Raw genomic sequence first — 26,087 nt, 5'->3', positions numbered from 1 at the left:
TGATTAATTGAGCGGACCCTCAGGGAGGATTTCAACCAGAGCAAAGAGAAATGTCTAGTGTTTTGAAAGCTGCTTGAGGGCTTCTCGAATGAGGTCGTCGAGGGGCAAGGAATTGGGTTGGTCCCGGCTAATTTTGGTGACCATGTCCTTGACGTCTCGTGGACGATAGCCAAGGTTGACGAGTGCGGAGACCGCATCGTCCTGAATTTGATCGGGAAGGGTTGCTTGGGTAGGGACAGCTGAGTCTGGGTTAAGCCGGGCGACTTTATCTTTTAACTCCAGGGCCATGCGGCTTGCCGATTTTTTTCCAATTCCGGGAACGGAAGCGAGTTTATCGGTGTCATCCGTTTGAATGGCGGTGATGAGATCCGACACGCTGAGGGTGGACAGTACGCTGAGAGCGAGCTTTCCTCCTACACCGGAAATTCCAGTCAGCATCACAAAGGCTTCTTTTTCAGGGATAGTTAAGAATCCAAAGAGTTGGATCGCGTCTTCCCGCACATGGGTGAGAATGTTGAGAGACAGGGCGGCTTGAAGGTCAGGAAGTGCGAAATAGGTGCTGAGTGGAATAAAGATTTCATAGCCGACGCCTTGGACATCGAGAATGATAGTGGTCGGCGACTTGGTGATGAGTTGGCCTGTGAGCTTAGCGATCATGGGAAGGGGTAGCCCCAGCAGAAGTATGGGTGATTACTCTGCCGCCGCGACTTTTTCCATGATCTCTTCGGGGATGTCAAAATTGGCGTGAACTTTTTGCACGTCGTCTTGGTCATCGAGGATTTCCATCAATTTCAACATTTGTATGGCGGCTTTTTCGTCGAGCTTTACGAGATTTTGAGGAAGAAACGTGACTTCTGCCACGGCTGTTTCAATATTGGCCTTTTGCAAGGCCTCCTTCACCGCTTCAAACTCGCCAAGTTCCGTGGTGATTTCAAAACCGCCGGCCGTTTCTTTGACATCCTCGGCACCAGCTTCTAGTGCCAAAGTGAGCAATTGATCTTCGTCGATATCGCTGCCTTCTACGATGAAGAGACCTTTTTTCTGGAATTGCCAAGCCACTGCCCCGGCTTCGGCCATGTTCCCGTTGTTTTTCCCGAAGAGGTTTCGAATTTCCGCCACGGTGCGGTTTCGGTTGTCCGTCGCGATTTCAAGAAGAACGCCCGTGCCGCTTGGGCCATAGCCCTCAAGCGTAAATTCTTCGTAGTTTACGCCGGGAAGTTCGCCAGTCCCGCGCTGAATGGCGCGTTTAATTGTATCGGCGGGCATATTCATTTCTTTGGCTTTGGCAATGCAGGTTCTGAGAGTGGGGTTGGCATCCGGGTCACCACCCGCTCTTGAGGCAATGGTGATTTCGCGGATAATTTTGGTGAAGATTTTGCCACGCTTGGCATCCACCGCGCCTTTATGCCGCTTGATGGTTGACCAATGACTATGTCCACCCATTGAAAAGCCCTTCAGTTAAACTGTCAGATTTGACTTAAATCTGGTCCGTGTCAGGGCTCGGCTTGTAGCATAGAGTTTCAAGGGGTGTCAACGAGATAATAAGTAAAAACATATAGGCGTTAAAGATTAGTTAATGTGCCAAGATTCCCAACGAGAATCTTGTTGGTGAACTTGTCTGTTGCTTCGGAAAAATTGGAATGGTAAGGAAATCTCATGCGTATTATTTTTATGGGAACACCAGAGTTTGCTGTCCCTTCGTTAGAGTCATTACTCCAGAGTGAGCATGAGGTCGTGGGGGTTGTCACTCAACCAGATCGCCCCAAAGGGCGAGGGCAGTCGGTGGAGGCTTCGCCTATTAAGCAGCTTGCGCAAACGGAGAGATTGCCCATTTTGCAGCCGGAAAAAATGAAAAGTCCTGAACTGTTGCAATCGCTTGCTGGGTGGCGTCCTGATGTGATAGCGGTCACAGCCTACGGTCGAATTCTTCCGAAAAGCATTTTGGATCTGCCACCGGGAGGATGTGTGAATGTCCATGGCTCGTTGTTGCCTCGGTATCGTGGGGCCGCCCCCATCCAATGGTCATTAATCAATGGTGATATTGAAACAGGCATTACCACCATGCTCATGGATGCAGGCATGGATACCGGCCCGATGTTGCTGCAACGGGTTGTTCCGATTGAACCCGATGATACGGCCGCTGAATTGGGCCATCGGTTAGCCAAGGTCGGAGGCGAGTTGTTAGTGGAAACTTTGAAGGGATTGGGAAACCAGACCATCACGCCACAGACGCAGGATTCGGAGCTGGCGACTTATGCTCCCTTACTAACCAAGGAAGCGGGTCTTATCGACTGGACCCACCCTGCTTGGCATATTGCCAACCGCATCCGAGGCCTTTCTCCTTGGCCTGGGTGTTATACCTTTTTGCATGATCAACGATTGGTGATTTGGAAAGCCACGGCAGAACCAGTGGAAGGAGCAAAATCAGGGTCAATACCCGGAACGATTCAAGAGGTAGGCAAAAAAGATTTTTTGGTATGGACGGGCGAAGGCCTTCTCCGAGTCACGGAGGTTCAACCGGCCAACAAAAAACGGATGACCGTAGAGCAATTTCTTCAGGGACGAGGTTTGCAATTCAGTGACCGATTTGTTTCTGATCCTTAGGGTGCCTCTTGATTTCTATGAAACAAAAGCATGCTCTCAAAGGGTAAGGGCTTGGTAAGGAGCCATAGTTGCAAAATTATTTGAGAAGGATAGATTGGACTTATGACTGATCGTGAACAAGCCGCCTTAGAGTTTCTTAAAAAACAGCTGCAGGACTTGGAAACCATCCAGCCTCATGCTCTCCAAACGACCAATGCGATATTGGCCAAGGAGCGATTTCACAAGTGGAAAATCTATGTGATCGGTGCCGTGGGAGAAAAACTTGGCCCCACTTATGGCAAACGCTTGCAAATCGATTGGATCGAAACCGCATTTGCTGGAGGGGACATGTACGATGAAATTGCCGACGATATCGAAATGTGTCTTCGCCAACTCAAACACCTGATTCGAGAAGTGGGAACCAAAGGGCTTGAACCCCTTCCCACCGATGATGCACCTGAATTGAAATAATTTTTTCTAATGAACAACATGCCTTATGAAGCTTCAAGAGAACTAGGGAATGGTCAAAAAGGTGTGTCCAGCAAGGCCGCAGCCTTTTTGACGCGCGGATCGTACGGATTAGTACGTGAGCACGGCAAAAAGGGGAGAACGCTGCTGACACCCTTTTTCAACATTCCCTGTCTGGGAACATGACCATTCCCTCCCCTCCTCCCCCCCTTAAACGGCTTGGACAGCACTTTCTGATCGATCCGAATATTGTCAGGAAGATCATTCACGAAGCCGCGATCAGTCCCGAAGACACCGTGCTTGAAATCGGACCCGGGCGGGGGGTGCTCACGGGGCCGCTGTGTGAATTAGCTTCGCAGGTTATCGCCATTGAACTCGATAAAAAATTGGCAGCCTATTTAAAGCAGGTCTGTCCATATCCCAACCTGGATCTCAAAGTGGGTGATGCGCTCGAGTTTCCTGTCGAGACCTTGCCCCCGGGAACGGTTGTGGTGGCCAACTTGCCTTATTATGTGTCTACGCCTTTATTGTTTCAGTTACTTGAACAGCCGTCTCGGATCAACCGGATGATCGTCATGTTGCAACTGGAAGTGGCCAAACGATTAGCAGCCAAGCCAGGGAGCCAAGACTACGGGGCGTTATCTGTCTTAAGCCAATACCGGGGGAAGTCACGGGTCGCTTTCAAAGTTCCTGCCTCGTGTTTTCGTCCAAGGCCGGATGTGGAATCTGCCGTTGTGACGCTGTCCTTATTCTCTGGGGAAAAAGAAGATGAGCCCTTTTCTCAACTCTTCACACAAACCGTGCGTGCGGCGTTTGCGCACCGACGAAAAACCATGGTGAATTCCTTTCGTGACTCAGGATTTCTCATGCCTATCCTTCAGGAGGCATTTGACGAGGCGCGTATCGATCCGAAGCGTCGTGCTGAAACCCTGACTGTCCAAGAATTTATCACTCTTGCGAAGGCCATTCATCTTCGATCCATTTGAGGGGGGTGTTTCCATTCCATAGAGTTCAATATTTGGATTTGGAGTTTAGGAAAAATTGGACTGATATCATAATGGTAATACCGCCTTAACCACATAGTCTTCACTAAGGGTTTTATTTGATTAACCTCACCCCCTGTGCTAGAGTTTCTCCCATGAGTACATTCCCTAGGTCTAGGGGAAAATCCATCAGGTCTGAAGTGTCTTCCCCCCCTTTCAAACTCAGCCGTGAAATCCTTGGAATCTCCCTTTTCACTCTGGGGGTCCTAGTATTTTTGAGCGTGTGGTCGTATTCACCACAGGACCCTTCCTGGCTCGGGCCTCTGATATCTCCATCCAATGAATCCAACGGCGTTTCGCAGAATGTGGTTGGGATGGTGGGTGCCACCATTGCCGCGGGCTTAGTGTGGCTTGTGGGGTCTGCGGCCCTCATGATTCCAATCTTGATCATGTTGCAAGGGATTCGAGCGTTCCAGGAAGAAACCCTTGAAACCAAAGCCCGAAGCCTGATCGGCGGGATTCTGTTGGTGTTGTCTCTCAGTGCCCTGTTTGAATTTTATGGTCCCTCTGCCATCAATGTGATAGCGACTTCCATTACGGGTGGAGCTTGGGGGCAATGGTGTATGCCTGTTTTGTCTCCCCTGTTCGGGGAAACCGGCAGCACGATTGTCTTGTGTGCACTAATTCTTGTGGCGGTCATTCTTATTGCTCCATTTTCCGTCGCCACGGCCTTGGGTAATATTTTGAGTTTTCTTAGCAATCTTCGATTTCAAATACCTCGCCTGTCCTTCAGTTGGTTAAGGTTTCCCACTAGAGGGCGGACGCCTAAAGCCAATAAGCCACTGAAAATTAATCGGAGTTTGGGCATGCGGGAGAGTGCGTTATCCTTTTTGGGCAAAAAGGATCCACTTCCCGAATTGGATGTACCCGAAGAGGTATTAGAATTAGAAGTGGGGGAACCTGATGAAATTCCTCCAGTCCGTAGAACCTTTGAAATGAACCGCAAGGTGTCTGAAGGATACAATTTACCAGACCCATTGGCTCTCCTTGAACCCGGGGAAGTTTCCAAATCGCAACAGACTGATGACATATTGGAATCTCAGTCCCGTGTGCTTACTGCGGCTTTTCAAAATTTTGGTATTTCCGGGAAGGTGACCGAAGTGCATCCGGGCCCGGTTATTACAATGTATGAATTTGAGCCTGGGCCGGGAATTAAAGTCGCTCGCATTGTGAATTTGGCACATGACCTCGCGATGGCTCTGAAAGCCACAAGAGTGCGCATTGTTGCTCCCCTCCCTGGTAAATCAACAGTGGGAATCGAAGTCCCGAATCCGGTTAGAGAAACTGTTGCCTTTCGAGAAGTGCTGACGAGTGAAGCCTACGCGCGATCGCGCTCGAAACTTACCATGGCGTTGGGAAAAGATATTTTCGGTCGTCCGTTTGTAGCTGACTTGAGAACTATGCCTCACCTGCTTGTCGCAGGGGCGACCGGAGCCGGAAAAAGTGTGGGCTTGAACAGCATGTTGTTGAGCTTGTTATTCTCTGCCCATCCCGATGAAGTCAAACTTCTGTTGATCGATCCCAAGGTGCTGGAGCTTCAGGTCTATGATGGGATCCCGCATCTGTTGCGTCCCGCCCTCACGAATCCCAAAGCCGCAGCGCGCGGGTTAAGCTGGGTCGTACAAGAAATGGAGCGTCGCTATCGATTGCTTGCCGAACATGGTGTGCGAAACGTTCAGGCCTATAACACCAAGGTGCTTGATGCGAAAGCCAACTCCACCACTTCGGCTTCTACCCCAGACTTGCTTGCGGATCAAGATGCGGAGCTGACCACAGAGCCACTTCCCTACATCGTGGTAGTGATCGATGAGTTTGCAGATTTGATGATGGTGGCCCCCAAAGAGATCGAAGAGAAAATTGCCCGCTTGGCGCAAATGGCGAGGGCTTCAGGCATTCATTTGATTTTAGCGACACAACGCCCGTCGGTCGATGTGGTGACTGGGCTAATCAAAGCGAATTTCCCCGCGCGTATTGCCTTTCAAGTGTCTTCCAAAACCGATTCCCGCACCATCCTGGATTCGAATGGGGCCGAGGCGCTTTTGGGACTTGGCGATATGTTGTATTTAGCACCGGGGACCGGCAGGCTGATTCGCCTCCATGGTTCCTATGTGTCGGATGAGGATGTGCGGCGCGTGGTAGAATACGTCAAAGCCCAGGCCGGTCCCGACTATAGTGACGAAACGCCTTTTCAAAGCGCCGAGGTGTTGGAAGACGATCTGGAACGAGATGAAGTCTATGAGCAAGCTAGGGAAGTCGTGCTTACTTCAGGGCAAGCCTCGGCTTCTCTACTGCAACGGCGACTTCGTGTGGGATATCCACGGGCCGCCCGTATGATCGAACAAATGGAAGAAGAAGGGCTCGTCAGTGCGCCGGGACGTGATGGACGTCGGGAAATTCTCGGTCCGCAGGGTATGATCCAAGAAAGGGCAGGATGAAAATTATTCTCGCAGGGTTTCTCATGGCGGTGAGCTTGATTTCTTTTCCTGCTTGGGGAAAGGAAAATCTCGACCAGCAGGTCCATGAATTGGTCGCCCGCGTTGATGCTCGGTATGCTGCCACCAAGGATTTCCGTGCAGAGTTCACCCAGGAAACTCGTATTGAGGGATTCGAGACTCCTCTTCAATCTTCGGGCCGTGTCTTCATTAAAAAACCTGGGCGTTTGAGGTGGGATTATCTTGAACCCTCGGTAGAGCACATTTACGTCCACAATGATCGGCTGGAGATGTATGTGCCACAGCATAATCAAATTTTGAAGGGCAATCTGACGATGATGGTGGCGACCAAAGCCCCGCTTGCCTTGTTGCAGGGCGCCGGAAAACTCGCTGAACATTTTGAGGTGCACCCAACAGACAATGGCCGCACTGGTGAAGGCGGATTGCCCTTGCTCACCCTTATTCCGAAAAATCATGGTCAGCTAGGTTCCTCATCGGTCACCCGTATTATTTCGGAAATCCAACCAGGTACTTACTTCATTCGATCGCTTGCTCTGCACGAAGTGAGTGGAAATATTTCCACGTTCCGTTTCACCAATGTGAAGGCAAATACCGGTATTGACGATACGGTATTTACCTTAAATCCCCCAGAAGATGTGGTAATTGTGGAAGATGTCCTTCCTCAGGGTTGACCTGTAAGGAGGCATTTTGGCCAAGGGGATCACCTGTGATATATTTGGTGGCGGTTTGATCCCACCCGACATGTTGGATCGAAAAAATGTTAAGGAGTAAAGACCGGTGTCAGGACGCATACTCGTAGTCGATGACGATGAAGGAGTTCGTGATGCGTTGAAGCAGTTTTTGCTCACGCTGGACTTTGAAGTGGTCACAGCTGAGGATGGCGAAGATGCCCTTAATAAATATCAAAAGGATGACTTTGAGATTATTATGGCTGATCTCATGATGCCGAATCTTGACGGGATGGGGTTGCTAAAACGAATCCGCGAAGTGGACGAAGATGTAATCTTTCTCATGATTACCGGCCATCCCTCTATTGGATCGGCCGTGGAAGCGATCAGTTGTGGAGCAGAAGACTATATCACCAAGCCGTTTCATTTAGAGGATGTCAAACTTCGAATTGACAAGGCACTCGAAAAACGGTCTTTGAAGGGACGCCTGAAAACGGCACAGGGTTTGGCTTGGGGCCTCATGTTATCCATTCCGTTGTGGCTTCTTCTCGGAATTATTTTAGTCATATTGATCAAAGGTTAATGCCCGCGCCACGTTCTCCTCTGTTATTGCCTTGACCTTCTGTGTTCACCCTCATTCTGTTTGCAACGGTTATCTCTATACAACACCATGCGTTCTCTTTGGTTATGACATGAGACGGTTTGTTCAAAAATTTTGCGCTTCTAAGACACCCATTCCCGCATCGTTTTTTTTTGTCGGTGTGATAGGCATGTTCGCTGGTATGCTCAATCCTGGCCTGGCTCTTGGATTGACCGGGGATCTGACGAACGATCCAGCGGACATCATAAAAAAATACCTTTCGTTGGATAAACGAGGTGCTCGATTGCAGGCTCTGTCTTATGAAGCCGTCAGACCCTATGTTGCTTGGGACGAAGAACCACCCTGGGGCCAGGTCGTGATTGTTGGTGATTATGAGGTGAGTGATGATATTGAAGAGTGGGATATCATCAGTAGCACTGAAGCTGTCATTCCTGTGACGTTCCAAATATTGGGGGTGATGCATTGGGAGGCTGCCACCTTTTTACCAGAAAAACGTGAGGAAACCATTTTGTTTCGTGTGCGGGCTGTTTTGAACCATTGGCGAATAATCGGGCCGATGTTCCCTCCGCATGTCGGAAGGAAGCGGCTCAAGGATTTTGTTCGCGCGGCCATGTTGGAGGAGACTGACGAGGGAAGAAAGGCCGCTTTGCAACGGCTCAGCACTTCCATAGGAAATGCCAAATCATGATAATCAATAACGGGAACACCTCTTTTGATTTAGTCATCTTCGATTTTGACGGTACTCTCATTGATTCAAAATACGATATTGCCACTTCGGTCAATTTAACTTTGAAAGATTTGGCTCTGCCTCCCCGATCTCGTGATGAAATTTTTAGTTTTGTCGGAGATGGGGTCAAACGGTTGCTGCGACTTTCCGTTGGCGAAGGCAATGAGGCCCAATATGAAGATGCGCTCAAAATTTTTCGAGAACATTACCTGGCTCATTGCCTGGATTCGACACAAATCTATGAAGGACTCGATTCGGTGCTGAATATCTTGGAAGGAAAACCCAAGGCATTAGCCACGAATAAATCCTTGGAATATACTCTGAGGATTGCCGATGGGTTAGGCGTTCGAAACACATTTTCCGCTATTGAATGTCCTAACGACCAGGCCGATCTCAAGCCAGACCCCGGTATGCTGTTTCGGATCTTGGCACAATTAGGAGTGGCCCCAGAAAAAACAGTACTTGTCGGAGACAGTACCAACGATGTTCGAGCGGCAAAGGCGGCCGGCATGAAAGCCTGTGCCGTGGGATATGGCTATGGAAATCGTGAAAAAGTACTGGCCCTTGGCCCGGACTTCTTTTGTGAAAAACCCGAAGATCTGCTAGCCATTTTTTCCTAACGGCCTACCCTGTTCCTGTATATGAGCTTTCCCTACAGATGGCCTATTTTACTGATCTCACTCTCCTTGCAGAGATCTACCCAAGTACCATCGTGTTTATGGAGCATTTTCAGCCTTTTTGGTCAAAATTGCTCATGAAAGGGTGGGTATGATCCAGTACCTATCAAGAAGAGACCTCCAGATCCCGAATGGATTATCAATACAAACCAATAGGTTTGAGCCAAACGGCCAAAGTCTTGGGCCTGAAAAATTTCCGAAAGACTTTGCTGAATAGAATACGAGAAAATTGGCTTAATAATTTTTTCCCTTACCACTAGAAAAATTCAGAACAGATTTTTTTGTGGAGAAACCATGCCATTTCACAATTTTAGAATCGGAATAAAAATTGCCCTTGTCCTGGGAGCTATCGCGTTGGTCCAGGCGGGCATTCAATTATATGTCGTGGTTGGTTCAGGCCAAGACTGGCTGCAATCGTTTGGCCATTTGTTTGCTGTCATCGTTACTACTTTAGTAATGGTTCAATGGCTCGTCCATAAAATGGTTATTGTTCCTCTCAAGAAGTTGACGGCAATTGTTGAGGATATTGCCCAAGGCCAAGGCGATTTGACCAAACGTGTTCCGGTGACAGACCAAGATGAAATTGGGCAGTTGGGACTATTGTTCAACACCTTTATTGAAAAACTTCAACGGTCTATTACCAAAGTAGGAGAAGTAACCAACCGGGTTGCACTCGATTCCCAGGAAATGTCATCCACCGCAGATGATATGGCTCGTGGCGCGGATACCCAAAAAATAAAGATCACCCAGTCTGCTTCCGCGGTAGAAGAAATGACAATGACCGCTGGTGAAGTCGCCCGCAATTCTCAAGAAGCTTCAAATATTGCCCAAGAGGCTTCGAACACCGCAAAAAATGGACATCGTGTGGTCACCGAGGCGGTGGCGAGTATGCAGCATGTGGCGGAGGCCGTCGGGCAATCCTCCGAAGTCATTGCAGCCTTGGGACGATCCTCTGATCAAATCGGAGAAATCGTGGGAACTATTGAAGACATCGCCGATCAAACCAACTTGTTGGCGCTCAATGCCGCGATTGAAGCGGCTCGTGCTGGCGAGCAAGGTCGAGGATTTGCGGTAGTCGCAGACGAAGTAAGAAAACTTGCCGAACGCACCACCAAAGCAACCAAAGAAATTGCTGAAATGATTCGCCAAATCCAAGACGATACCAAAACAGCGGTCATGTCCATGGAGGAAGGGACGCAGCGGGTTGGGAATGGCGTTATGTTAGCCAATGAAACAAGTGATGCGCTCACACGTATTCAAAGTCTTGTCCTACAAACCGCGGAGATGATTCACCGAATTGCTGCAGCTGCCGAAGAACAATCCACGACCACTCATCAAATCGCCAAAGATCTCGAGGCGGTTACCCAAGTAGGAGAAGAAACGAGTGGGGGAGCTGCGGAGTCAGCCAAGCGAAGCCATGAATTGCGTGGTCTTGCCGAAGAACTCCAGGATATTGTGGGAACGTTTAAGGTCTAAACGCCCTTGCGACTGGGTCCCCTTTTCCTGGCTGAAAGCCATCTGCAATCGTTAAACACTTTTTCTTCCCGCTACCTTATAAATTCTTGTGATTTCCTTTGGGAATTCTCCCTGAGCAAATCACCGCATGACCCTCCTGTAACACTCTTCTTTACATCAAGACTGTAACTCATCGTCGCTTTCATGTTTGTTATAATAGCTGGGGAAGCAGGAACTATCTTCCCGTGAATAGAAAGGAGGATGATATGGAAGTAAGCAGACGGACTGTCATGGCAATGGCTGTTTTCATGGGGGTGGGTGCATTGGGCAAGGCGCTAGGTTTTGGTCAAGCCTTGGCAAAGGAGAGTCCGATGAAATTTGAAATCGAAAAAACCGACCAGGAGTGGAAGAAGATCCTCACTCCGGAACAATATGCAGTTCTTCGGAAAGAGGGCACCGAACCCCCATTTAAAAACGAATACCATAACAGCAAGGCTGAAGGAATCTATCACTGTGCGGGTTGTGATCTTCCTTTATTTTCATCAGAGAAAAAGTTTGACAGCCAAACCGGATGGCCAAGTTTTTGGGAGCCCATTTCGCCCAAGGCGATTGGAACAAAAACCGATTGGAAGCTTCTCTATCCAAGGACCGAAGTGCATTGCAGCCGATGTGGTGGGCATCAAGGCCATGTGTTCGATGATGGACCACCACCCACTGGTTTGCGGTACTGCATCAATTCAGCGGCATTAGTGTTTCGGGCGGCCTAATGGCCGACCGATGGTCAAGCTCTCCCGCCATTTAGAAAAAATTGTGAGGTGGTATAGTTAGGGTGTGAAACCTGGGAGGAAAAAGAAGGATGGTGGTATTGCCCCGATACTTTCTATTTTCGAGAGAACGAAAAATTAGACGGATTTTTTGACCAATCCAGACCGTAAGCATCGAGTGCATACCCGAATCCGCTTCGTGGCTCCATTGACCAAGGCCCGGACATTTTGAAGATTGGGTCGAAACACCCGTTTGGTTTTATTATTCGCGTGACTGACATTGTGGCCAGCCATCCGATTTTTTCCGCAAATTGAACATGAAAACGCCATAATTGTCTTTCCTCCTTCCAAGATTGTACCCGAGGGTCACTCTTGTTACCATACCCCCAGCCTTTCTGACAAGCCTGTCTGATAACCCAGGCCCTCACGTGGGTCCTAAACTGGATAACTCCTTTGAAAATGCCCACTTCTCCATTGATTGGAAGGGAACCCCTAGAATACCTCCGTGGCTTACTCGCGAGACTAAATCGACCCATTGAGTTGGCGCACCGGCAGGGAGGGGCAAAAAAAGCCAAGATTAAAAATCTCGAGACGTTCATTACTGGGCAAATCGTACAGGCCTTGGGCGAGGTCGTCTTTCCCAGAAAAATTGAATCGGAATTACTCGCGCTTCGCGCGCTCTTCCAAAATGATACCAAGGTCACGTTACCAAACGAACTGAATCAACTGATCCAAGCTAGGCGTATTTTGGATCGGATTTCCTTTTCGATTAAGGACATTCCCAAGGTGGAAAAGTCTGTAGAATTATCTCCTGCATCTCAGACTGCCAGATCCTGCAGCAACGCCCGTGAAGTAGATCCCTCAACGAGCCAAGGCCATCGACCCCTCCATGAAGTGTCTATTCGCTATGCCAAGGGGGTTGGGCCAAAACGCGCTCTTCTGCTTGAAAAATTAGGGATTCGAACCATCGAAGATGCTCTGTGGGTTTTGCCCTGGCGTTATGAAGACCGGTCGGTCATCTCCTCGATATTTACGCTCGTGGCTGGGGAAAGAGCCACCGTCTCGGGCGTGGTGGATCGAACCACCCTACGCCGGATCCCCAGACGCAATATGACGCTCGTGTCGGTCTTTGTTCGAGATGAAACCGGAGTCATCGAAGTGGTGTTTTTTAATCAGCCTTATTTGGAAAAAACGTTTCAGTCTGGGATGCGCGTGGTTCTGAGTGGGTTGGTCAGTGTGGCGCCGGGAAGACGAGCACATTGGCAAATGCGATCGCCGCAGTTTGAAGTGGTGGATCCTGAAGAGGACGGGCTCCTGCATGTAGGACGTATCGTCCCGGTTTATCATGAGACGAAAGGCTTGACCTCTCGTCATTTACGTCGAATGATGCAGGGCCTGCTTGAGGAATACCACTATCAGTTTCAGGAAATTTTACCTCTGTCGCTCCGACAACGGTACCAATGGCCGACTATGAGTGAGGCCATGCGCCTGGTGCACTTTCCCGAGGAACACATCGATCTCAATGAATTGAATGGGTGGCAGACCCCTGCGCATCGACGGCTGGCATTTGAAGAATGCTTTGTTCTTCAGGTTGCACTGGCCATTCGTCAAATGACAAACCAAAAAGAAACTCCTGGAATTGCCTTTACGCCCGCCACTCCATTGGTAGCTCAACTGCACAAGCAACTCCCTTTCCCTTTAACTAAAGCCCAAACTCGTGTGATTCATGAGATTCAACAAGATATGGTTAAACCCAGTCCCATGAATCGGCTGATTCAAGGTGATGTGGGGTCAGGAAAAACCATCGTGGCCTTGAATGCCATGTTGATTGCCGTAGGGTCTGGCTATCAAGCGGCGCTCATGGTCCCAACAGAAATCCTGGCAGAACAACATTATTTGAATCTCCAAAAATACGTCGCAGATCTTGGTGTCAAAATGGCACGGGTATCGGGAGGGCTTTCCACCAAAGAACGGGAAAAAGTCTATGAGCAAATCACCTCGGGCGAAGTCCAACTAATCGTTGGCACTCATGCGCTGCTGGAAGAAACCGTGCAATTCGCCAAACTTGGCTTGGTGGTGGTGGATGAACAACACAAGTTTGGGGTGTTGCAACGTGGGACCCTCAGAACCAAAGGCATTCATCCAGATGTCATCGTGATGACGGCCACTCCCATTCCACGAACCTTGGCCATGACGGTCTACGGGGATTTGGATGTGTCGGTTATTGATGAAATGCCGCCCGGGCGAAAGCCCATTCAAACCAGAGTGTTTCGCCAAAGTTCAAGATCGCGAGCTTACTCCCTGATTCGAAAACAAATCGAATCCGGTCGCCAGGCGTATATTGTGTACCCGCTTGTGGAGGAGTCCGAAAAAACTGATCTGGAAGCGGCCACTCAAGCGGCGGCGCGGCTTCAGAAGGAAGAGTTTCCCTTCTATACAATAGGTCTGTTGCATGGACGCATGAAGTCCGAAGAAAAAGCCCAGGTCATGGCAGCCTTTAAAGAGGGTTTCCTGCAAGTGTTGGTGGCCACTACGGTGATTGAAGTGGGCTTAGATATTCCTAATGCCACGGTGATGGCAATTGAACATGCCGACCGGTTCGGTTTGGCGCAGTTGCATCAATTGCGCGGACGCGTAGGACGAGGGGACCATCAATCTTTTTGCCTGCTAATAAGTTCGGCCAGGAGTAAGGCAGGTGCTATGGAACCAGATACGACAGAAGAATTTTCTCAAAGGAAGGATGTGAAATTTGCACCAGAACTACCGCTGGGCATTCAAGAAACATGGGCAGCACGCAATACGGCATCTGTAACCCAGAGTGCACAACAACGATTGAAGGCGATGGTGAACTGTTCCGACGGGTTTGCGATAGCTGAACAGGACCTACTCATTCGTGGTCCTGGAGAATTCCTCGGCACTCGTCAATGGGGCATTCCTGAATTTCGCGTGGCTGATCTCGTGCGAGATAGCCAATTGCTTGAGCAGGCCCGCGACGAAGCGTTTCTCTTGGTGCAACAAGATCCACACCTATCCTTACCCGAACATCAAGAACTAAAAACCGCCATGCTGCGACGGTGGCAAAAAAAGTTAGAATTGGGATCGATAGGATGAGGAGATCGTGAAGCGTATCTCGTGAAGCGTGAAACGCAAAAGAAGTGAAGATAGCAATCTTCCTCCCGCGAAATACGAGATACGAAATGCGAACGACGTTTTTTCACGAGCGACAAGCAACCAGCAACGAGCAACGATTTTCTTATGAGAGTAGCATCGATCGACATTGGCACACTCACCTGCCGATTATTGATTGGAGACGTTGAGGGCCCTGGTCCAGTGAAGCCCGTGTTCTCCGGACGAAAGATTCTTCGGTTGGGTGAAGGTGTTGATGAAACTAAGCGACTCAAGCCGGAGGCCATGACTCGTGTCGTCGAAGCGATTAAAGAATGGCACGGCGTGATTAAACAGCATGACGTTGGAGCCTCCATTGCCGTTGCCACAAGCGCAGTCCGCGAAGCGCGCAATCGTGAGGAATTTCTCAGGCGGGTCAAACAAGAAGCCGGCATAGAGGTAGAAGTTATTGATGGTCAGGAGGAAGCCAGGAGAACACTCTTAGGTCTTCGTTCTGGGCTGCCAACTTCTGTTGGTGACATACTTGGCCTTGATATCGGCGGTGGAAGCACAGAGTTTATCGTGGATCGGCAAGGCCAGGAAGTGCAAACCATTTCGATTGACATGGGCGTTGTGCGATTATCTGAGCGTGTACTGAAAAGTGATCCGCCAACGACTTCAGAGGTTCATGAAGCAAAACAACTCATCCATTCATTAACACGAAAGGCCTTAGGCGCCCTCGGCGATACGTCCGGACTGACGTTCGTCGGAACCGCCGGAACCATTACCTCCTTAGCCGCTATCGCTCAAGGACTTACCATCTACGATCCCGACCGTGTTCATAATTATTCTCTTAAGCTTGAAACAATAAAAAACCTCGAGCGCACCATTCTCCCTCGAAAACAATCCGAACGCACCGGCATCCCCGGGCTAGAGAAAGGCCGTGAAGAAGTCATTGCCGCCGGTACCCTTATCCTCCGCTGCGTCATGGAAGAACTTGACCAAGATCAATGCCTAGTCAGTGAGTACGGGCTACGGGAAGGAGTGCTAGTGAATTTGGCACGACAAAACACAATTTACTAGTATTTTTTATGCGGGGTTCCGTCCCCGCGCGACGAGACACTTTTGTTTCGGCAAAAGTGTCCAAAACCATTTCCACCCGTGCGCGTCCCTACGGGTGGATTCCGCCACGGTCCCGAATTAGATGGCTCAGGAACTCGCTTCGAGGTTTAAATCCACCTCTTCGCTCAAACAGCCTTCGCCATAATAGTCGAATTCGGTACCGCAGCTCCGCCGCGTACGAAAGCGGGGGAGGAATATGGAAGTAAGAGGTGAATCAAACGGACAGCGAAACGGCTAAGGTTGATCTGAAGTTATGCTCTCAAGTTGAAACAAGCAAAGTTGAGTAACAAGTACCGCCATTTTTTCTCCTTCCATAATAAAAAGTGTGAATTCCTTATCCTGCTCATCCTGCTCCGTATGTAATATTTTCCTTAGCCCTCATGTCTTTGGGTTGAACTTTTGGAGGGCGATAAAGACCCCCATAGAATATGGGACCAAAAAATGGAAATAGTAAAAGAAGAGTCCAGATAAGTCGTTTTTTATAAGTATCCGGTTGTTTCCAGAGGCCAAACATAAGAAATATGGCAATAAGGTATGAAATGATAAGAGCCACCCAAAAGATTGGTTGAGCCTCTTCTGATTGGGCCATTCGTATCAGGGGGCCAGCATTTGCTAACTGAGCATTCATTTCCATATTTCACCGTAGCAGACAATTTCTGGAAAAAGAAGTGAATTATCGCTGGCTGTGTGCCCTGGAAGGCTGCCCCTCTCCTGATAGGCAGCTGGGATTCTACCGGAGCCGCCTGATTTTGTCCTGCCTGCTTGTGCCGCAATCTTATTCAGAATTTATTTTATGTGGGGGCGAAATCCCGAAAAATGATATCGGGGGACCGTCCGATCATTTTTTACCAAAGGGAGCAGGGTAAATAGCCAAGAAGAAGACTATCGCTGACTATACCAGCGGAAGCCGCCTGACTCTTGGTAGGCGGGCCGTTTGAAGCCGCCGGGTTTTTCTAGAATCAAGGCTTTGAAGTCCCAGAGGCCAAACCAAGCGGGGTCGAGGATGTTGTGGTAGTGCAGTCCAGTAATTTTGGGCAGGGCATCGCCGAGAGACTGTTTTAGTTCAGATTCCGTGTATGCACGGACGGCGAACTTTTTTCCTTCGGCTTCTTGCAATCGCCGGAGAGCATAGGCTGCTCCGGTACACAGTACTTGGGTGTCGCGTTTGATGGAAAGCAGTTGCGGTAGGGCGCAGTATTGTTCGTTAAAACCAAGCCACTTTGCGGTATGGCGCATGTGCGAATATTGCACCTCGTACTCGGTATGACCGGGAAGCCGTACTGGGTCGGGCCAGCCTGAGTCAATGCCAAATTCAATCAGTAATGCTCTCCCACCCGGACGTAACACCCGCCACAGCTCAATCAGAAATTGAATGGCTCCGTAGTTGAAGATGGCTTCATCAGGATACGGTTTGTCCAAATTCAATCGAAGTTTATGAATCAAATCCAAACTGCGTTGATGTTCTTCGTTGGCTCCTTTGCCTGAATCCAATTCTTCCTTGCTGAAATGAGTTGGCGTCATGTCCGCCAAGTTTTCATTGTCGATGACGAGGTCTACGCTGGCATCAGCAATGGGCAAAAATTCCGCATTGGCATTCAGCGCGAGGGCATTCCATCCGGCTTTCGTCGCGAGATCGAGTTGGGAATGCAGAAATGGGCGAGTCAGATCCAGAAAAATATATTCGACGTTTCGTCGTTCGACGGGGGTCAGTTCCTTTGCCATTTCGTGTGACAAATAACCGAGCCCTGCGCCGACTTCGACGATCCGGTTGGGTTTGGGGTTCCACCAGCCGAGTTGCCGCAAGGTTTTCGCGAGAAGTTGCCCATACGATAGCCCGTTCAGCGCTTCGCAGGGTTCGCGGAGTAAATGCGAGACCGTGGTTTCGACGATTTCAAAATGGCCGTGGTGGCTTTGAATGCCTTTGTGGTGAAAATCGGTGAGATGTTCATCGGTTTCCTCAGCGACATTCTCATGCCATTGTTCCCGAACCTTTTGCAGCAAGAGATCCCATTTGGCATTCACGCTATGTCCGCTCGGTGCTTCATCACCGTAATAGCAGAGCGAATAGCGAGGGGTGGCCCACCGCTCTAAAAAATAGCGCCCAGTTTCTTGATGCGGACCGCATACCCATTTTCCGAATTGAGCGAGCAACGTTTGAATGGAAGACCGGCCATCCATGGCCCCAAGGAGCGAAGCGCCCATGCGGTTCAATTTGACGAGGGGAAGATCTTCATCCAGCGGAGTGACCCACCATTCTTCGGGGCCGTATTGATACACGATAAGATCGGGCATGCGCCAGGCCCGTTGCTGGAGGACTGCGCCTTCAAGAGCCTGTGGTTGGATGGTGGACGGTGAGGTTGGGGGAAAATCCGACATTCAATTGAGAGCGTCGGAAGGGTTAGCATCAAAGACAGCAAGGTACATGCCATCCCAAAATTCGAGCCAGGCGTCGGCAGTCTCACGAGCGCCAAACGCGACTTCGAATAAATCTTCATCTGACTTGGCGGTTTTGCGCACGGCCTCGATGAGCCATTCGCCATGCACTTCTTCCTCGGCCACATGCAATTCAAAAAAAGCGAGATCTCGCCGATCGAAGTGTTCATATTGCTGAAGGCCTGGGAGAAAGTATTGGAACTCGGAAATGGCCGTGGTTTCCACGGCGAGTTCGGCGCCCAAGGCCGTTAAATGGCTCGACTGCAAAAATAATCGGCGTAGGGTTTCCAAATACTGCGTGACTTCCTGAATGGGTTCGGTCTCTTCCAGATCTTGCGGATGTAAGCCGATGCTGTGGGCAAATCGTTCTAACTGCCGAATGTGCACGTGTTCGTGAGAACCGCTTCCTAATTCGGAATAGAGAGTTTTCGCCAACTGGGTGCGCATTTCCACTTGGTCAATGGGGGTATGATACAGCAGCCCTTCCAAGACTTTGACGAAGTGAAAACAAAAGTAGTGATACTGACGAATGAAAACACGTAACTGACGAGGGTTGAGCTGGCGTGTTTTAAAGGTCCTAAAAAATTCGTTGGTATTAACCGGATGACTTTGTAATTCATGAATAAGGGAATCGACGTCGACTGGTAACTCTTGAACAGGGCCCATAATTCGAAATCCCCCTTACCAGAGCAAGAAAATATAAAAACTAATAAGCCGGGGAAGAGTACACGAAGGTCTCAATATGTCGCAAGGGAGGAAGATCCGTAGGGTGACCTACGGAGACCCAACTGTTCAGTGACGGACGGGTTTCGGTTTCGCTGCCAGAATGCTGGCATAGGCCGTTTGTCCATCATCCTGTAATTGATACTGTAAGACGGTGAGGTCTTTAAAATGATGCAGAAGTTCATTGGGTTCCAGGAGAAATTGGCGAGGAAAGCGGGGACGGTATTTTTGGTGATCTACAGTATAGGTTTCTACCACGACCATGCCGCCAGGTTTAAGGGCATTGATTATTTGTGGAAATAGATTCCTTTGTAGGTAATAGGTGCAAATAATGACATCATAAGTGTTCGCCGGGAGTTCAGTGGTTTCGAGATCCACCACTTGGGTCTCGATGGACACGCCCTGTTCTTTAGCAAGGGTTCTAGCCTTGCTCAATCCTGTCTCGGAAATATCAATTCCTGTCACTTGAAATCCTTGGGCCGCGAGAAATACTCCGTTGCGCCCCTCGCCCATGGCGATGTCTAAGGCCTTTCCTTTTGGGAGAAGATGAAGATATTTTTTTAAGAAGGCGATCGGAGTTTTTCCAAAAATATATTCCTCGGTGCCATATTTTCGGTCCCAGCGCTCTTTATCTTTCGGTGCCGCTTCCACGACGGAAACCATCATAAAAGTCGAACCCACGATCAGCAGACGGAAGACCATCGAAGGGCGAACAAACAAACGGTGAATGAGAGAAGTCAATGCACTCATGGCGAACAACTCGAAAAATTTAATTGGTCACGGTTATCATACCTCACTTTAAGCCCTTCTCCAACCTTGTGAGCGATTTCTCGATTCGTTATTCTTTACCCATGATAGTAAAAATTTATCTAACCGTGTGGGAATTACGGCAAACCAAACGGGACCCTGTGACAGGGAACAAGGAGAAACACTGATGCGTGTGCTATTAGCTGTAGACGGGTCTCCGCATTCTCAGCACGCTGTCGAGGTCGTGGGGCAACTCTCATCGGTAAAAAGTCTCACCGTGGTGCATGTCGTGAACTTGCCAAGACTTACCTATCCGGCACTCGGTCCTGATATTACTAAAGATTTGGCCATGACCATAGAACAAGCCATGCGGGAGGAAGGGGAGCACATCCTCAAACAAGCCATGGCTCATTTGTCCTACCACAATGCCCCGGTCTCAAAACGATTGGAAATCGGCTCCCCGGCGGATCGCATTCTAACGATAGTGGAAGAAGAAAAAACAGACCTAATTCTCATCGGGGCCAGAGGGTTGGGCGAAGTGCAAGAAGTCATCTTTGGCAGTGTCTCTCATCGGGTGTTGACGCATGCGCCTTGTTCCGTCTGTATTGTAAAATCCCCTGTGGCGAAATTAGATGACATCTTATTGCCCATTCAGGGAGAGGGCGATGAACAAACCGCCGTGGAATTCTTTGGTAATCATCCTTTCAAAAGCACCGCGGAAATTACGGTCTTCAATGTCGTTCCCATTCCACGATCCATTTTGCGCGCAGGCGTCTCGGCTTCAGAAACCAAGATACAACAAGCATTGGAAAGCGCGGAGACGTTTACCGATCATGTGGTGGGGAAATTGAAAGCCCTTCACTATTCGGTGATTGGAAGGGTGGGCATGGGATCTCCGGCGGAAACCATTTTGGAACAGGAGGGCTCCACCAACCCGGATTTAATTGTTATGGGAACCCACAATCCCTCTATCCTCTCTCGTTTTGTCCTGGGAAGCGTGTCGCATACCGTGCTGCATCGCTCCACCCATTCGGTGTTGCTCATCCGACCGACAGGAAAAGAAAATTAGGGGAAGAGCCTGGTATGTTGGAGCCGCAGTATTTTATGCTGCCAGCCATGTCCACCAAATTATTTCCACCGTCGCTTTAAATCGTTAGCAAAATCTTCATACGCCCGAATCGGCAGCACTTCTTCGACATCCACTACGTTGGCCATGGGAATTCCGGCCATGAGAATGCGATCCAGTTCGTCGTGGGATTCCACGTCGGCAATGGCCAACACGCGCCGCTGCCCGACGACTTTGTATAATGCCTGCACCTTTCCGGCCTGTTTGGCACCAAGGGCCGATTTGGCTTCCTTTTCCCAAAGAGTCCACAACTCATCCAACGACATCCCCTCGTGCTTCACTCGAACCTTCACAAAAAATAACATGATTTCTCCCCTTTTTTCTCTGTAGTATTTTAATCTTCCAGCTTATATTTCCTAATCCTATGCCCTTGTGCGCGACGGAGCCTCGGTACCGAATTCCACTTCTATGGCGAGTATTTTCTGAGCGAAGCGAGTTGCGCAGCCATATAATTCGGTACCGTGGCGGAGTTTACCCGAAGGGCCGTGCACGGGCAAAATGGTTTTGGGTCCTTTTGCCGAAACAAAAGGACCTCGTCGGCGGGGGCGAAACCCCGCTATAATAAAAATGACAATTGGGAATTACACATAAAAAAAAGGAGATTCAAACATGGCGGTTCAAGTGTATGGCTGCAATCATGTGGTGATTGAGGTGGATGATGTGCAGAAGGCGGTGGAATTTTATTCAGATGTGTTTAATCTCGAAATGCTACGACAAGGTGGAGAAGGAGCAGCCTGGTGCAAACTCGGCGAGCATCAATTCCTGGCGATCTTCGAAGTGGAAAAACTTCAGCCCGATCGCATGAAACACTTTGGCATCATGGTCCGGGACGAAGCCCAAATCAACGAAGTGCGAGAAAAACTGGTTAACAAATATGGCCTGAAAATGGAGCCCAACTTCCGCTGCGATTTCCGCGACCCCTGGGGTAACCGCATCCAAGTCGGCGACCTCCACGACGAATCCCTAGTCTGGCTCCTCCCCTACCGCGAGGTCCAGGATACTGGAATTCAGTTTTCATGATCTTTTTTACCTTTGTTCGCAACGGGAGGAAAGATTTGGAATAGATTCCTTTTACGCCAAATTGTAGCGTCTTCGGTTAGGCTAGATGCACCCGTTACCCAAAAATCTACATCAGAAGGGAGAGCTTAACGTTAAGTAAAACGAATTAGCCTGGGTTTTAAGACTTTGTTTCATTGAAGTTAAAGAGGAGAATTGTTTCACTTAGACTTTTAAACTCTTTCGCAAGTTCAAGCACTGAATCCGTAAACCCTAGCTGACTAAATATCATACCCACACTACTTTTATTTAGGCCTTTGTAAAAACGACTAGTTTCCATTTTTTCTTCTCTGGCTTCACAAAAAAAGTAGTGCAATGACAATAGCCGCTCAATATTTCTTTGGAGTTTCCAAAGTTTTTCTAATTCAACTTGTGAATAAACTGTTGGCATTTCTCCAAGATTAGCTTTCCATGCATCTGTTGTTAATTGAGGAAAGGGTTTCCTCGATGCTTGTTCAGCGAGTTGTACATATAGAAAGGCCCCTCCTTCATCATTCCACTTTTCCTTGCTTGCCAAAATACTTTGCCAAAATTCTGATATGTAAGAAATATTATTTTTTGTTTCAAGTTCGATAAGGCTTCGAATAGCTAGTCTTTTTTTGTCTGACTTTCTCTTTGATTTAACCCACTCAGATATTTGGCTAAGTAAAAAGCCAAGTATAACTGCCCCGAGAGTTGTAAATGAACGAAGGGCTTCTTGCTCGTTCATGAAAGTCCTTTTTGTTTAAAGAAATTCAGAAGTAGCTCGTTTATTAGGTGTTTACAGAGTCCATATATATTCAAAATCCAAATCAACTTGCCTTGGGCGTGGCTGGGCCGCAGGATCGAATTCAACATTTTGGCGAGCATTGTCTGAGCGGAGCGAGTTGCGCAGCCATTTAATTCGATCCTGTGGACTAGGGACCCGCAGGGCCACGCACGGGCGAACATGGTTTTGGGTCCTTTTGCCGAAACAAAAGGACCTCGTCTGCAGGGGCGAAACCCTGCTAAGGTAAATTTCAACCAATCCATTTTTGCGAAGGTTAAAACCAGATTTCTCCCTTTGGTCGAAATGACAATTCGACGGGTCTCTCAGTTCTCTTATTTATTATTGAACAACCCCTTCAACAATTCCTTCCCAACCTTCTCAGCCGACTTCCCCAACTCCTCCGCCGTTTTCCCAAACTGTTTAAGACTCTTGGGAATTAATTTTCCCGACTCTGTGACGGCCTTAATAATAGCCGCATAAATCGCATCGAATATTTCAGCTGAGGCTTTTTGAAAACTTGTGCCTCCTGGTTTATTGCCGATATCGCGTAATTCAAAATCGGGCAAGGTCAATTCGATCATTTCGGCTTCCCCACCGAACAAACTCAAATTAATTTTCGCATCTTTCATGGTCACTTTTTTAATGTGAACGGTTTTCTCTCGGTCTTCATGCTGTTCGCCTTTCTTTTCTGTCTCATCGTCTGACGCAGAGGCCGTGTTGTGTTTCACGTTATCCTGAATGTCTCCCAGGTTGCTCCCGAGCAAGGAACCTTCAAACGTAATGGCAGGGCCTGCAATTAAAATTTCTTCGATGATGATCGTATCGGTGAGTACGGAATTTCGATCTACCTGAACCCGAATATTCGGAAGAGAAAACGCATAGTCGGTTTCATAGCCAGCGGGGTTTTTGATAATGAGCCTTTCCAGGCTGGCCCGCATGTCCTTCCCGCCAGAGAGAAGCGAAATATCTACGTCTTCCAGCGTGATGGGGACCCCCAAAACTTTCGGCCCCATGGTTTCCACACCGGTTTTCACAAGGGCATTCAAGGACATGCCAACAATGATAATGGCAATCACGCCGAGCACGCCAAGCAGCGCAAGCAATCTGAGAAAAAATTTCATGTATGTGTGCCTTTGCCTTTCACATTGATGCTTTCCGAATCATTTTTTCGTTGACTGGCCAAGTACATCGATGATGGCCTCATGAAGAAGTCCATTGCTGGCCACCATTTGTTTGCTGTAGATGGTGTACGGCGCTCCGTCATAAGAGGTCACCTTCCCCCCCGCTTCCCCCAGAATGACGGTTCCCGCCGCGGTATCCCAAGGATTGAGGTTCATTTCCCAAAAGCCATCAAATCGGCCACTGGCTACGTAGCACAGGTCGATGGCCGCGGTGCCGGTTCGCCGGACGCCCTGTGTCCTGAGCGTGAAGCGGCAAAACTCATCGAGGTTGTCGCCGCTTTCCGCGATATCGTATCCAAACCCGGTCACGAGTAGGGATTTGCCTAATTCAGCAATCCGAGACACCTGAATGGGTTGCCCATTGCAGGTGGCCCCTTCATTCTTCACGCCGACAAACAGTTCAGGACGAGTCGGGTCAAAGACAACGCCGACAATACACGCGCCTTCATATTCCAGGCCTATCGAGACATTATATAAAGGAAGCCCATGGGTGAAATTAGTTGTGCCGTCGAGGGGGTCGATCACCCATTTATAGGGGGATTGTTGAGCCGAGTGAATGCCTTCTTCTTCGGCCAAAATCTGATGGGTGGGATAGGCTTGTTTGAGGAGAGCGACAATCGTTCGCTCGGACTCTTTGTCGGCATCAGTGACCAAACTCAGCCGGGTTTTGTGTTCAATGGCAAAACCGGCTTTGGTGTACTTTTGCAGAATCTCGCCGCCGACCTGGGCGGCCTCAATGGCAACTTTTTTCAACGCTTGCAGTTCCGAAGGGGGAGGAAGTTTGGATTGTGACATGAAAGCTATCCTATCATACCGGAAAGAAAAGACCACACGAGATCCTTGGGTATTGCCGCCCTATGAGGAAAGGGCTATATTTCTGGACCAAAATTTTTTTGTCTTTTTTATTATTGAGCGACTGGGAGAAAGGATTCATGGCCACAAAAAAGAGACACAGCAAACCATCTAAAAAATCCAAGGGCTCGAAGACCTCTGGCAAGTTTCCCCATGCATCAAGCAAAAAGCCTAATGGCAAAAAAAGCTCCACCAAGGCCAAAGCAAAAACGAAGAGTGTCAAAGGAAAAAAACCTACTGCGCAAAAGAAGTCAACCACCAAATCAAAAAAGTCTTTATCATCGGCTTCAACGTCACAATCTGCGGTTAAAACTAAAAAGAAAAAGGTAACATCATTTACTCAAACTAAGGGGAAAAAGGCCGCCGTTTCTAAGAAAAAAGCTTCGAAGAAGGCGGTTACGTCCAAACCTTCGTCTGCCAGGAAAGCAGCGAAATCCCAAACTGTCTCCACAGGAAAGGCCAAATCGTCCTCCACGAACCTCAGCCAGCTATCTCCGCAAGTGCGCTACAACGTAGGAGGGTTATGTGCCTGTGTGATTGAGACGTTCACGGAAAAGGGGCAAGGGCGATTGCTTCGCGTGTTGAAGCATCTCAACCTGTCGGACATGGATCAAGCCAATCTTTACCGTGTGTCGCATGGGTTACGCATTCCCAAACTCTTTGCCGATGGATTGCCGTCAGAGGAAACCCGACGTGTAGTACTTCAAGGTCTTTCCCAATTTGCGAAAGCGGATGACCCCTCCGGCAAAAGTTGGAAGTCTGATCTCGAAGATTTTGCCAGGCTGTTGGGAAGCTAAGAACGTAAAGCGTAATCCGTCTTTGGTTTTTTACGAAATACGAGCGACGAGATACGAACGACGTTTTTATAGTTCCCGCCGACCTTCGATGGATTTGGTGAGGGTGACATCATCGGCATATTCGATATCCATGCCGACCGGGATGCCATAGGCGATACGAGAGATTTTTACTCCGTAGGGTTTGAGCACTTTGGTGAGATAAATCGCTGTGGCTTCGCCTTCAATGGTGGGGTTGGTGGCGACAATGATTTCTTCTACGCCTCCGCCTTGCACACGGAGTTCCAGTTCTTTTACGCGAATATCCGCTGGGCCTACGCCATCCAGTGGAGAGAGCGATCCCATCAACACGTGATATAAGCCTTTATATCCACGGCTTTGGTCAATGGCAAAGAGAGTGCTGGGTTCTTCGACCACTAAGATTTTCGTACGGTCTCGCTTCGGGTCTTGGCAGATCTCGCATAACTCGCATTCCGCGATATTGCGGCACTGGACACAGAAGGTCACGAATTCTTTGACGTCACGGATGGCATTGGCGAGCCGCAATGCGTCTTCCTTATTGGCTTTCATCATGTGGAAGGCTAGTCGTTGGGCTGTCTTTTGTCCGATGCCCGGCAAACGGACAAACTCTTTCGTCAGTTTAGCCAACAGGCCTTGGGATTGCTGTTGTACGCTCATAATTGATTGCTCATCATAGAAAATTCGCTGGTCGTTTGTTGCTGGTGAGAGATAGTCGATCTTTGTTCATTTTTTTACTAGCG

At 48.9% G+C, this 26,087-nt stretch carries 26 protein-coding genes; 15 read left to right on the top strand and 11 right to left on the bottom strand.

Annotated elements, in window-relative coordinates:
* Nucleotides 1-54 precede the first annotated feature (54 nt).
* Together ruvA and PPG34_RS09810 are read right to left on the bottom strand one after the other, a co-directional pair.
* Nucleotides 55-657, bottom strand: coding sequence for a Holliday junction branch migration protein RuvA (gene ruvA / locus PPG34_RS09815; RefSeq protein ID WP_313833084.1), 603 nt, complete (start codon nt 655-657; stop codon nt 55-57).
* A 33-nt stretch (nt 658-690) separates the two neighbouring features.
* A complete protein-coding gene (locus PPG34_RS09810; protein ID WP_313833082.1) occupies nt 691-1,443 on the bottom strand; it encodes a YebC/PmpR family DNA-binding transcriptional regulator in 753 nt (250 codons plus the stop codon).
* A gap of 213 nt (nt 1,444-1,656) precedes the next feature.
* Between PPG34_RS09810 and fmt the strand changes: the two genes are divergently transcribed.
* The 10 genes from fmt to msrB all read left to right on the top strand — a co-directional run bounded on the left by fmt (nt 1,657) and on the right by msrB (nt 11,442).
* Nucleotides 1,657-2,604: a methionyl-tRNA formyltransferase gene (gene fmt / locus PPG34_RS09805; RefSeq protein WP_313833081.1), complete on the top strand. Its 948-nt coding sequence runs from the start codon at nt 1,657-1,659 to the stop codon at nt 2,602-2,604.
* A gap of 102 nt (nt 2,605-2,706) precedes the next feature.
* Nucleotides 2,707-3,054, top strand: coding sequence for a hypothetical protein (locus tag PPG34_RS09800; RefSeq protein ID WP_313833080.1), 348 nt, complete (start codon nt 2,707-2,709; stop codon nt 3,052-3,054).
* Between the two features lie 179 nt (nt 3,055-3,233).
* A complete protein-coding gene (gene rsmA, locus PPG34_RS09795; protein ID WP_313833079.1) occupies nt 3,234-4,037 on the top strand; it encodes a 16S rRNA (adenine(1518)-N(6)/adenine(1519)-N(6))-dimethyltransferase RsmA in 804 nt (267 codons plus the stop codon).
* Between the two features lie 152 nt (nt 4,038-4,189).
* A complete protein-coding gene (locus PPG34_RS09790; protein ID WP_313833077.1) occupies nt 4,190-6,529 on the top strand; it encodes a DNA translocase FtsK in 2,340 nt (779 codons plus the stop codon).
* Nucleotides 6,526-7,218 (top strand): LolA family protein, encoded by a 693-nt coding sequence (locus PPG34_RS09785; protein WP_313833076.1) that lies wholly within the window; start codon nt 6,526-6,528, stop codon nt 7,216-7,218. The genes PPG34_RS09790 and PPG34_RS09785 overlap by 4 nt, the downstream gene beginning before the upstream one ends.
* Nucleotides 7,219-7,324: 106 nt before the next feature.
* The gene (locus tag PPG34_RS09780; protein WP_313833075.1) at nt 7,325-7,798 is read left to right on the top strand and encodes a response regulator; all 474 of its coding nucleotides are present in this window, start codon (nt 7,325-7,327) and stop codon (nt 7,796-7,798) included.
* A gap of 109 nt (nt 7,799-7,907) precedes the next feature.
* Nucleotides 7,908-8,504 carry a hypothetical protein gene (locus PPG34_RS09775; protein WP_313833074.1) on the top strand — a complete coding sequence of 199 codons (597 nt, stop codon included), beginning with the start codon at nt 7,908-7,910 and terminating at the stop codon, nt 8,502-8,504.
* Nucleotides 8,501-9,163, top strand: a complete 663-nt coding sequence (locus PPG34_RS09770; RefSeq protein WP_313833073.1) for an HAD family hydrolase — start codon at nt 8,501-8,503, stop codon at nt 9,161-9,163. Before PPG34_RS09775 ends, PPG34_RS09770 begins: the two co-directional genes overlap by 4 nt.
* A 351-nt stretch (nt 9,164-9,514) precedes the next feature.
* Nucleotides 9,515-10,696, top strand: coding sequence for a methyl-accepting chemotaxis protein (locus PPG34_RS09765; RefSeq protein ID WP_313833072.1), 1,182 nt, complete (start codon nt 9,515-9,517; stop codon nt 10,694-10,696).
* A gap of 245 nt (nt 10,697-10,941) precedes the next feature.
* A complete protein-coding gene (gene msrB / locus PPG34_RS09760) occupies nt 10,942-11,442 on the top strand; it encodes a peptide-methionine (R)-S-oxide reductase MsrB (protein WP_313833071.1) in 501 nt (166 codons plus the stop codon).
* 135 nt (nt 11,443-11,577) lie between these two features.
* Here msrB and rpmB read toward each other — a convergent pair whose 3' ends face one another.
* A complete protein-coding gene (gene rpmB, locus PPG34_RS09755; RefSeq protein WP_313833070.1) occupies nt 11,578-11,769 on the bottom strand; it encodes a 50S ribosomal protein L28 in 192 nt (63 codons plus the stop codon).
* 129 nt (nt 11,770-11,898) lie between these two features.
* Between rpmB and recG the strand changes: the two genes are divergently transcribed.
* A complete protein-coding gene (gene recG / locus PPG34_RS09750; RefSeq protein WP_313833069.1) occupies nt 11,899-14,550 on the top strand; it encodes an ATP-dependent DNA helicase RecG in 2,652 nt (883 codons plus the stop codon).
* A gap of 144 nt (nt 14,551-14,694) precedes the next feature.
* Complete coding sequence (locus tag PPG34_RS09745) at nt 14,695-15,627, top strand: Ppx/GppA phosphatase family protein (protein ID WP_313833068.1); 933 nt, start codon at nt 14,695-14,697, stop codon at nt 15,625-15,627.
* A 921-nt stretch (nt 15,628-16,548) separates the two neighbouring features.
* On the opposite strand, the gene PPG34_RS09740 is transcribed toward PPG34_RS09745, so the two are convergent.
* The 3 genes from PPG34_RS09740 to PPG34_RS09730 all read right to left on the bottom strand — a co-directional run bounded on the left by PPG34_RS09740 (nt 16,549) and on the right by PPG34_RS09730 (nt 19,572).
* Entirely contained in the window at nt 16,549-18,042 is a 1,494-nt protein-coding gene (locus PPG34_RS09740) for a class I SAM-dependent methyltransferase (protein ID WP_313833067.1), read from the bottom strand.
* Nucleotides 18,043-18,765: an iron-containing redox enzyme family protein gene (locus tag PPG34_RS09735; protein ID WP_313833066.1), complete on the bottom strand. Its 723-nt coding sequence runs from the start codon at nt 18,763-18,765 to the stop codon at nt 18,043-18,045. It lies immediately after the preceding gene.
* A gap of 126 nt (nt 18,766-18,891) precedes the next feature.
* Nucleotides 18,892-19,572 (bottom strand): class I SAM-dependent methyltransferase, encoded by a 681-nt coding sequence (locus tag PPG34_RS09730; RefSeq protein ID WP_313833065.1) that lies wholly within the window; start codon nt 19,570-19,572, stop codon nt 18,892-18,894.
* Nucleotides 19,573-19,756: 184 nt separating this feature from the next.
* On the opposite strand from PPG34_RS09730, the gene PPG34_RS09725 reads away from it, so the two are divergent.
* The gene (locus tag PPG34_RS09725) at nt 19,757-20,638 is read left to right on the top strand and encodes a universal stress protein (protein ID WP_313833064.1); all 882 of its coding nucleotides are present in this window, start codon (nt 19,757-19,759) and stop codon (nt 20,636-20,638) included.
* 59 nt (nt 20,639-20,697) lie between these two features.
* Here the strand turns inward: PPG34_RS09725 and PPG34_RS09720 are convergent, their stop codons facing one another.
* A complete protein-coding gene (locus PPG34_RS09720) occupies nt 20,698-21,000 on the bottom strand; it encodes a muconolactone Delta-isomerase (protein ID WP_313833063.1) in 303 nt (100 codons plus the stop codon).
* A gap of 304 nt (nt 21,001-21,304) precedes the next feature.
* On the opposite strand from PPG34_RS09720, the gene PPG34_RS09715 reads away from it, so the two are divergent.
* Nucleotides 21,305-21,715 carry a VOC family protein gene (locus PPG34_RS09715; RefSeq protein ID WP_313833062.1) on the top strand — a complete coding sequence of 137 codons (411 nt, stop codon included), beginning with the start codon at nt 21,305-21,307 and terminating at the stop codon, nt 21,713-21,715.
* 157 nt (nt 21,716-21,872) lie between these two features.
* On the opposite strand, the gene PPG34_RS09710 is transcribed toward PPG34_RS09715, so the two are convergent.
* The 3 genes from PPG34_RS09710 to PPG34_RS09700 all read right to left on the bottom strand — a co-directional run bounded on the left by PPG34_RS09710 (nt 21,873) and on the right by PPG34_RS09700 (nt 24,475).
* Nucleotides 21,873-22,460 carry a hypothetical protein gene (locus PPG34_RS09710; RefSeq protein ID WP_313833061.1) on the bottom strand — a complete coding sequence of 196 codons (588 nt, stop codon included), beginning with the start codon at nt 22,458-22,460 and terminating at the stop codon, nt 21,873-21,875.
* A gap of 371 nt (nt 22,461-22,831) precedes the next feature.
* A complete protein-coding gene (locus tag PPG34_RS09705; RefSeq protein ID WP_313833060.1) occupies nt 22,832-23,620 on the bottom strand; it encodes a hypothetical protein in 789 nt (262 codons plus the stop codon).
* 39 nt (nt 23,621-23,659) lie between these two features.
* Nucleotides 23,660-24,475 (bottom strand): inositol monophosphatase family protein, encoded by an 816-nt coding sequence (locus tag PPG34_RS09700; protein ID WP_313833059.1) that lies wholly within the window; start codon nt 24,473-24,475, stop codon nt 23,660-23,662.
* Between the two features lie 590 nt (nt 24,476-25,065).
* Between PPG34_RS09700 and PPG34_RS09695 the strand changes: the two genes are divergently transcribed.
* On the top strand, nt 25,066-25,329 hold the full coding sequence (locus PPG34_RS09695; RefSeq protein WP_313833058.1) for a hypothetical protein: 264 nt from the start codon (nt 25,066-25,068) through the stop codon (nt 25,327-25,329).
* Between the two features lie 66 nt (nt 25,330-25,395).
* On the opposite strand, the gene recR is transcribed toward PPG34_RS09695, so the two are convergent.
* Nucleotides 25,396-26,004, bottom strand: coding sequence for a recombination mediator RecR (gene recR / locus PPG34_RS09690; protein WP_313833057.1), 609 nt, complete (start codon nt 26,002-26,004; stop codon nt 25,396-25,398).
* Nucleotides 26,005-26,087 lie beyond the last annotated feature (83 nt).

Origin of the sequence: Candidatus Nitronereus thalassa (assembly GCF_032191465.1) — a bacterium.
GTDB lineage: Bacteria > Nitrospirota > Nitrospiria > Nitrospirales > UBA8639 > Nitronereus > Nitronereus thalassa.
This window is presented reverse-complemented; position numbering and strand designations above follow the sequence as displayed.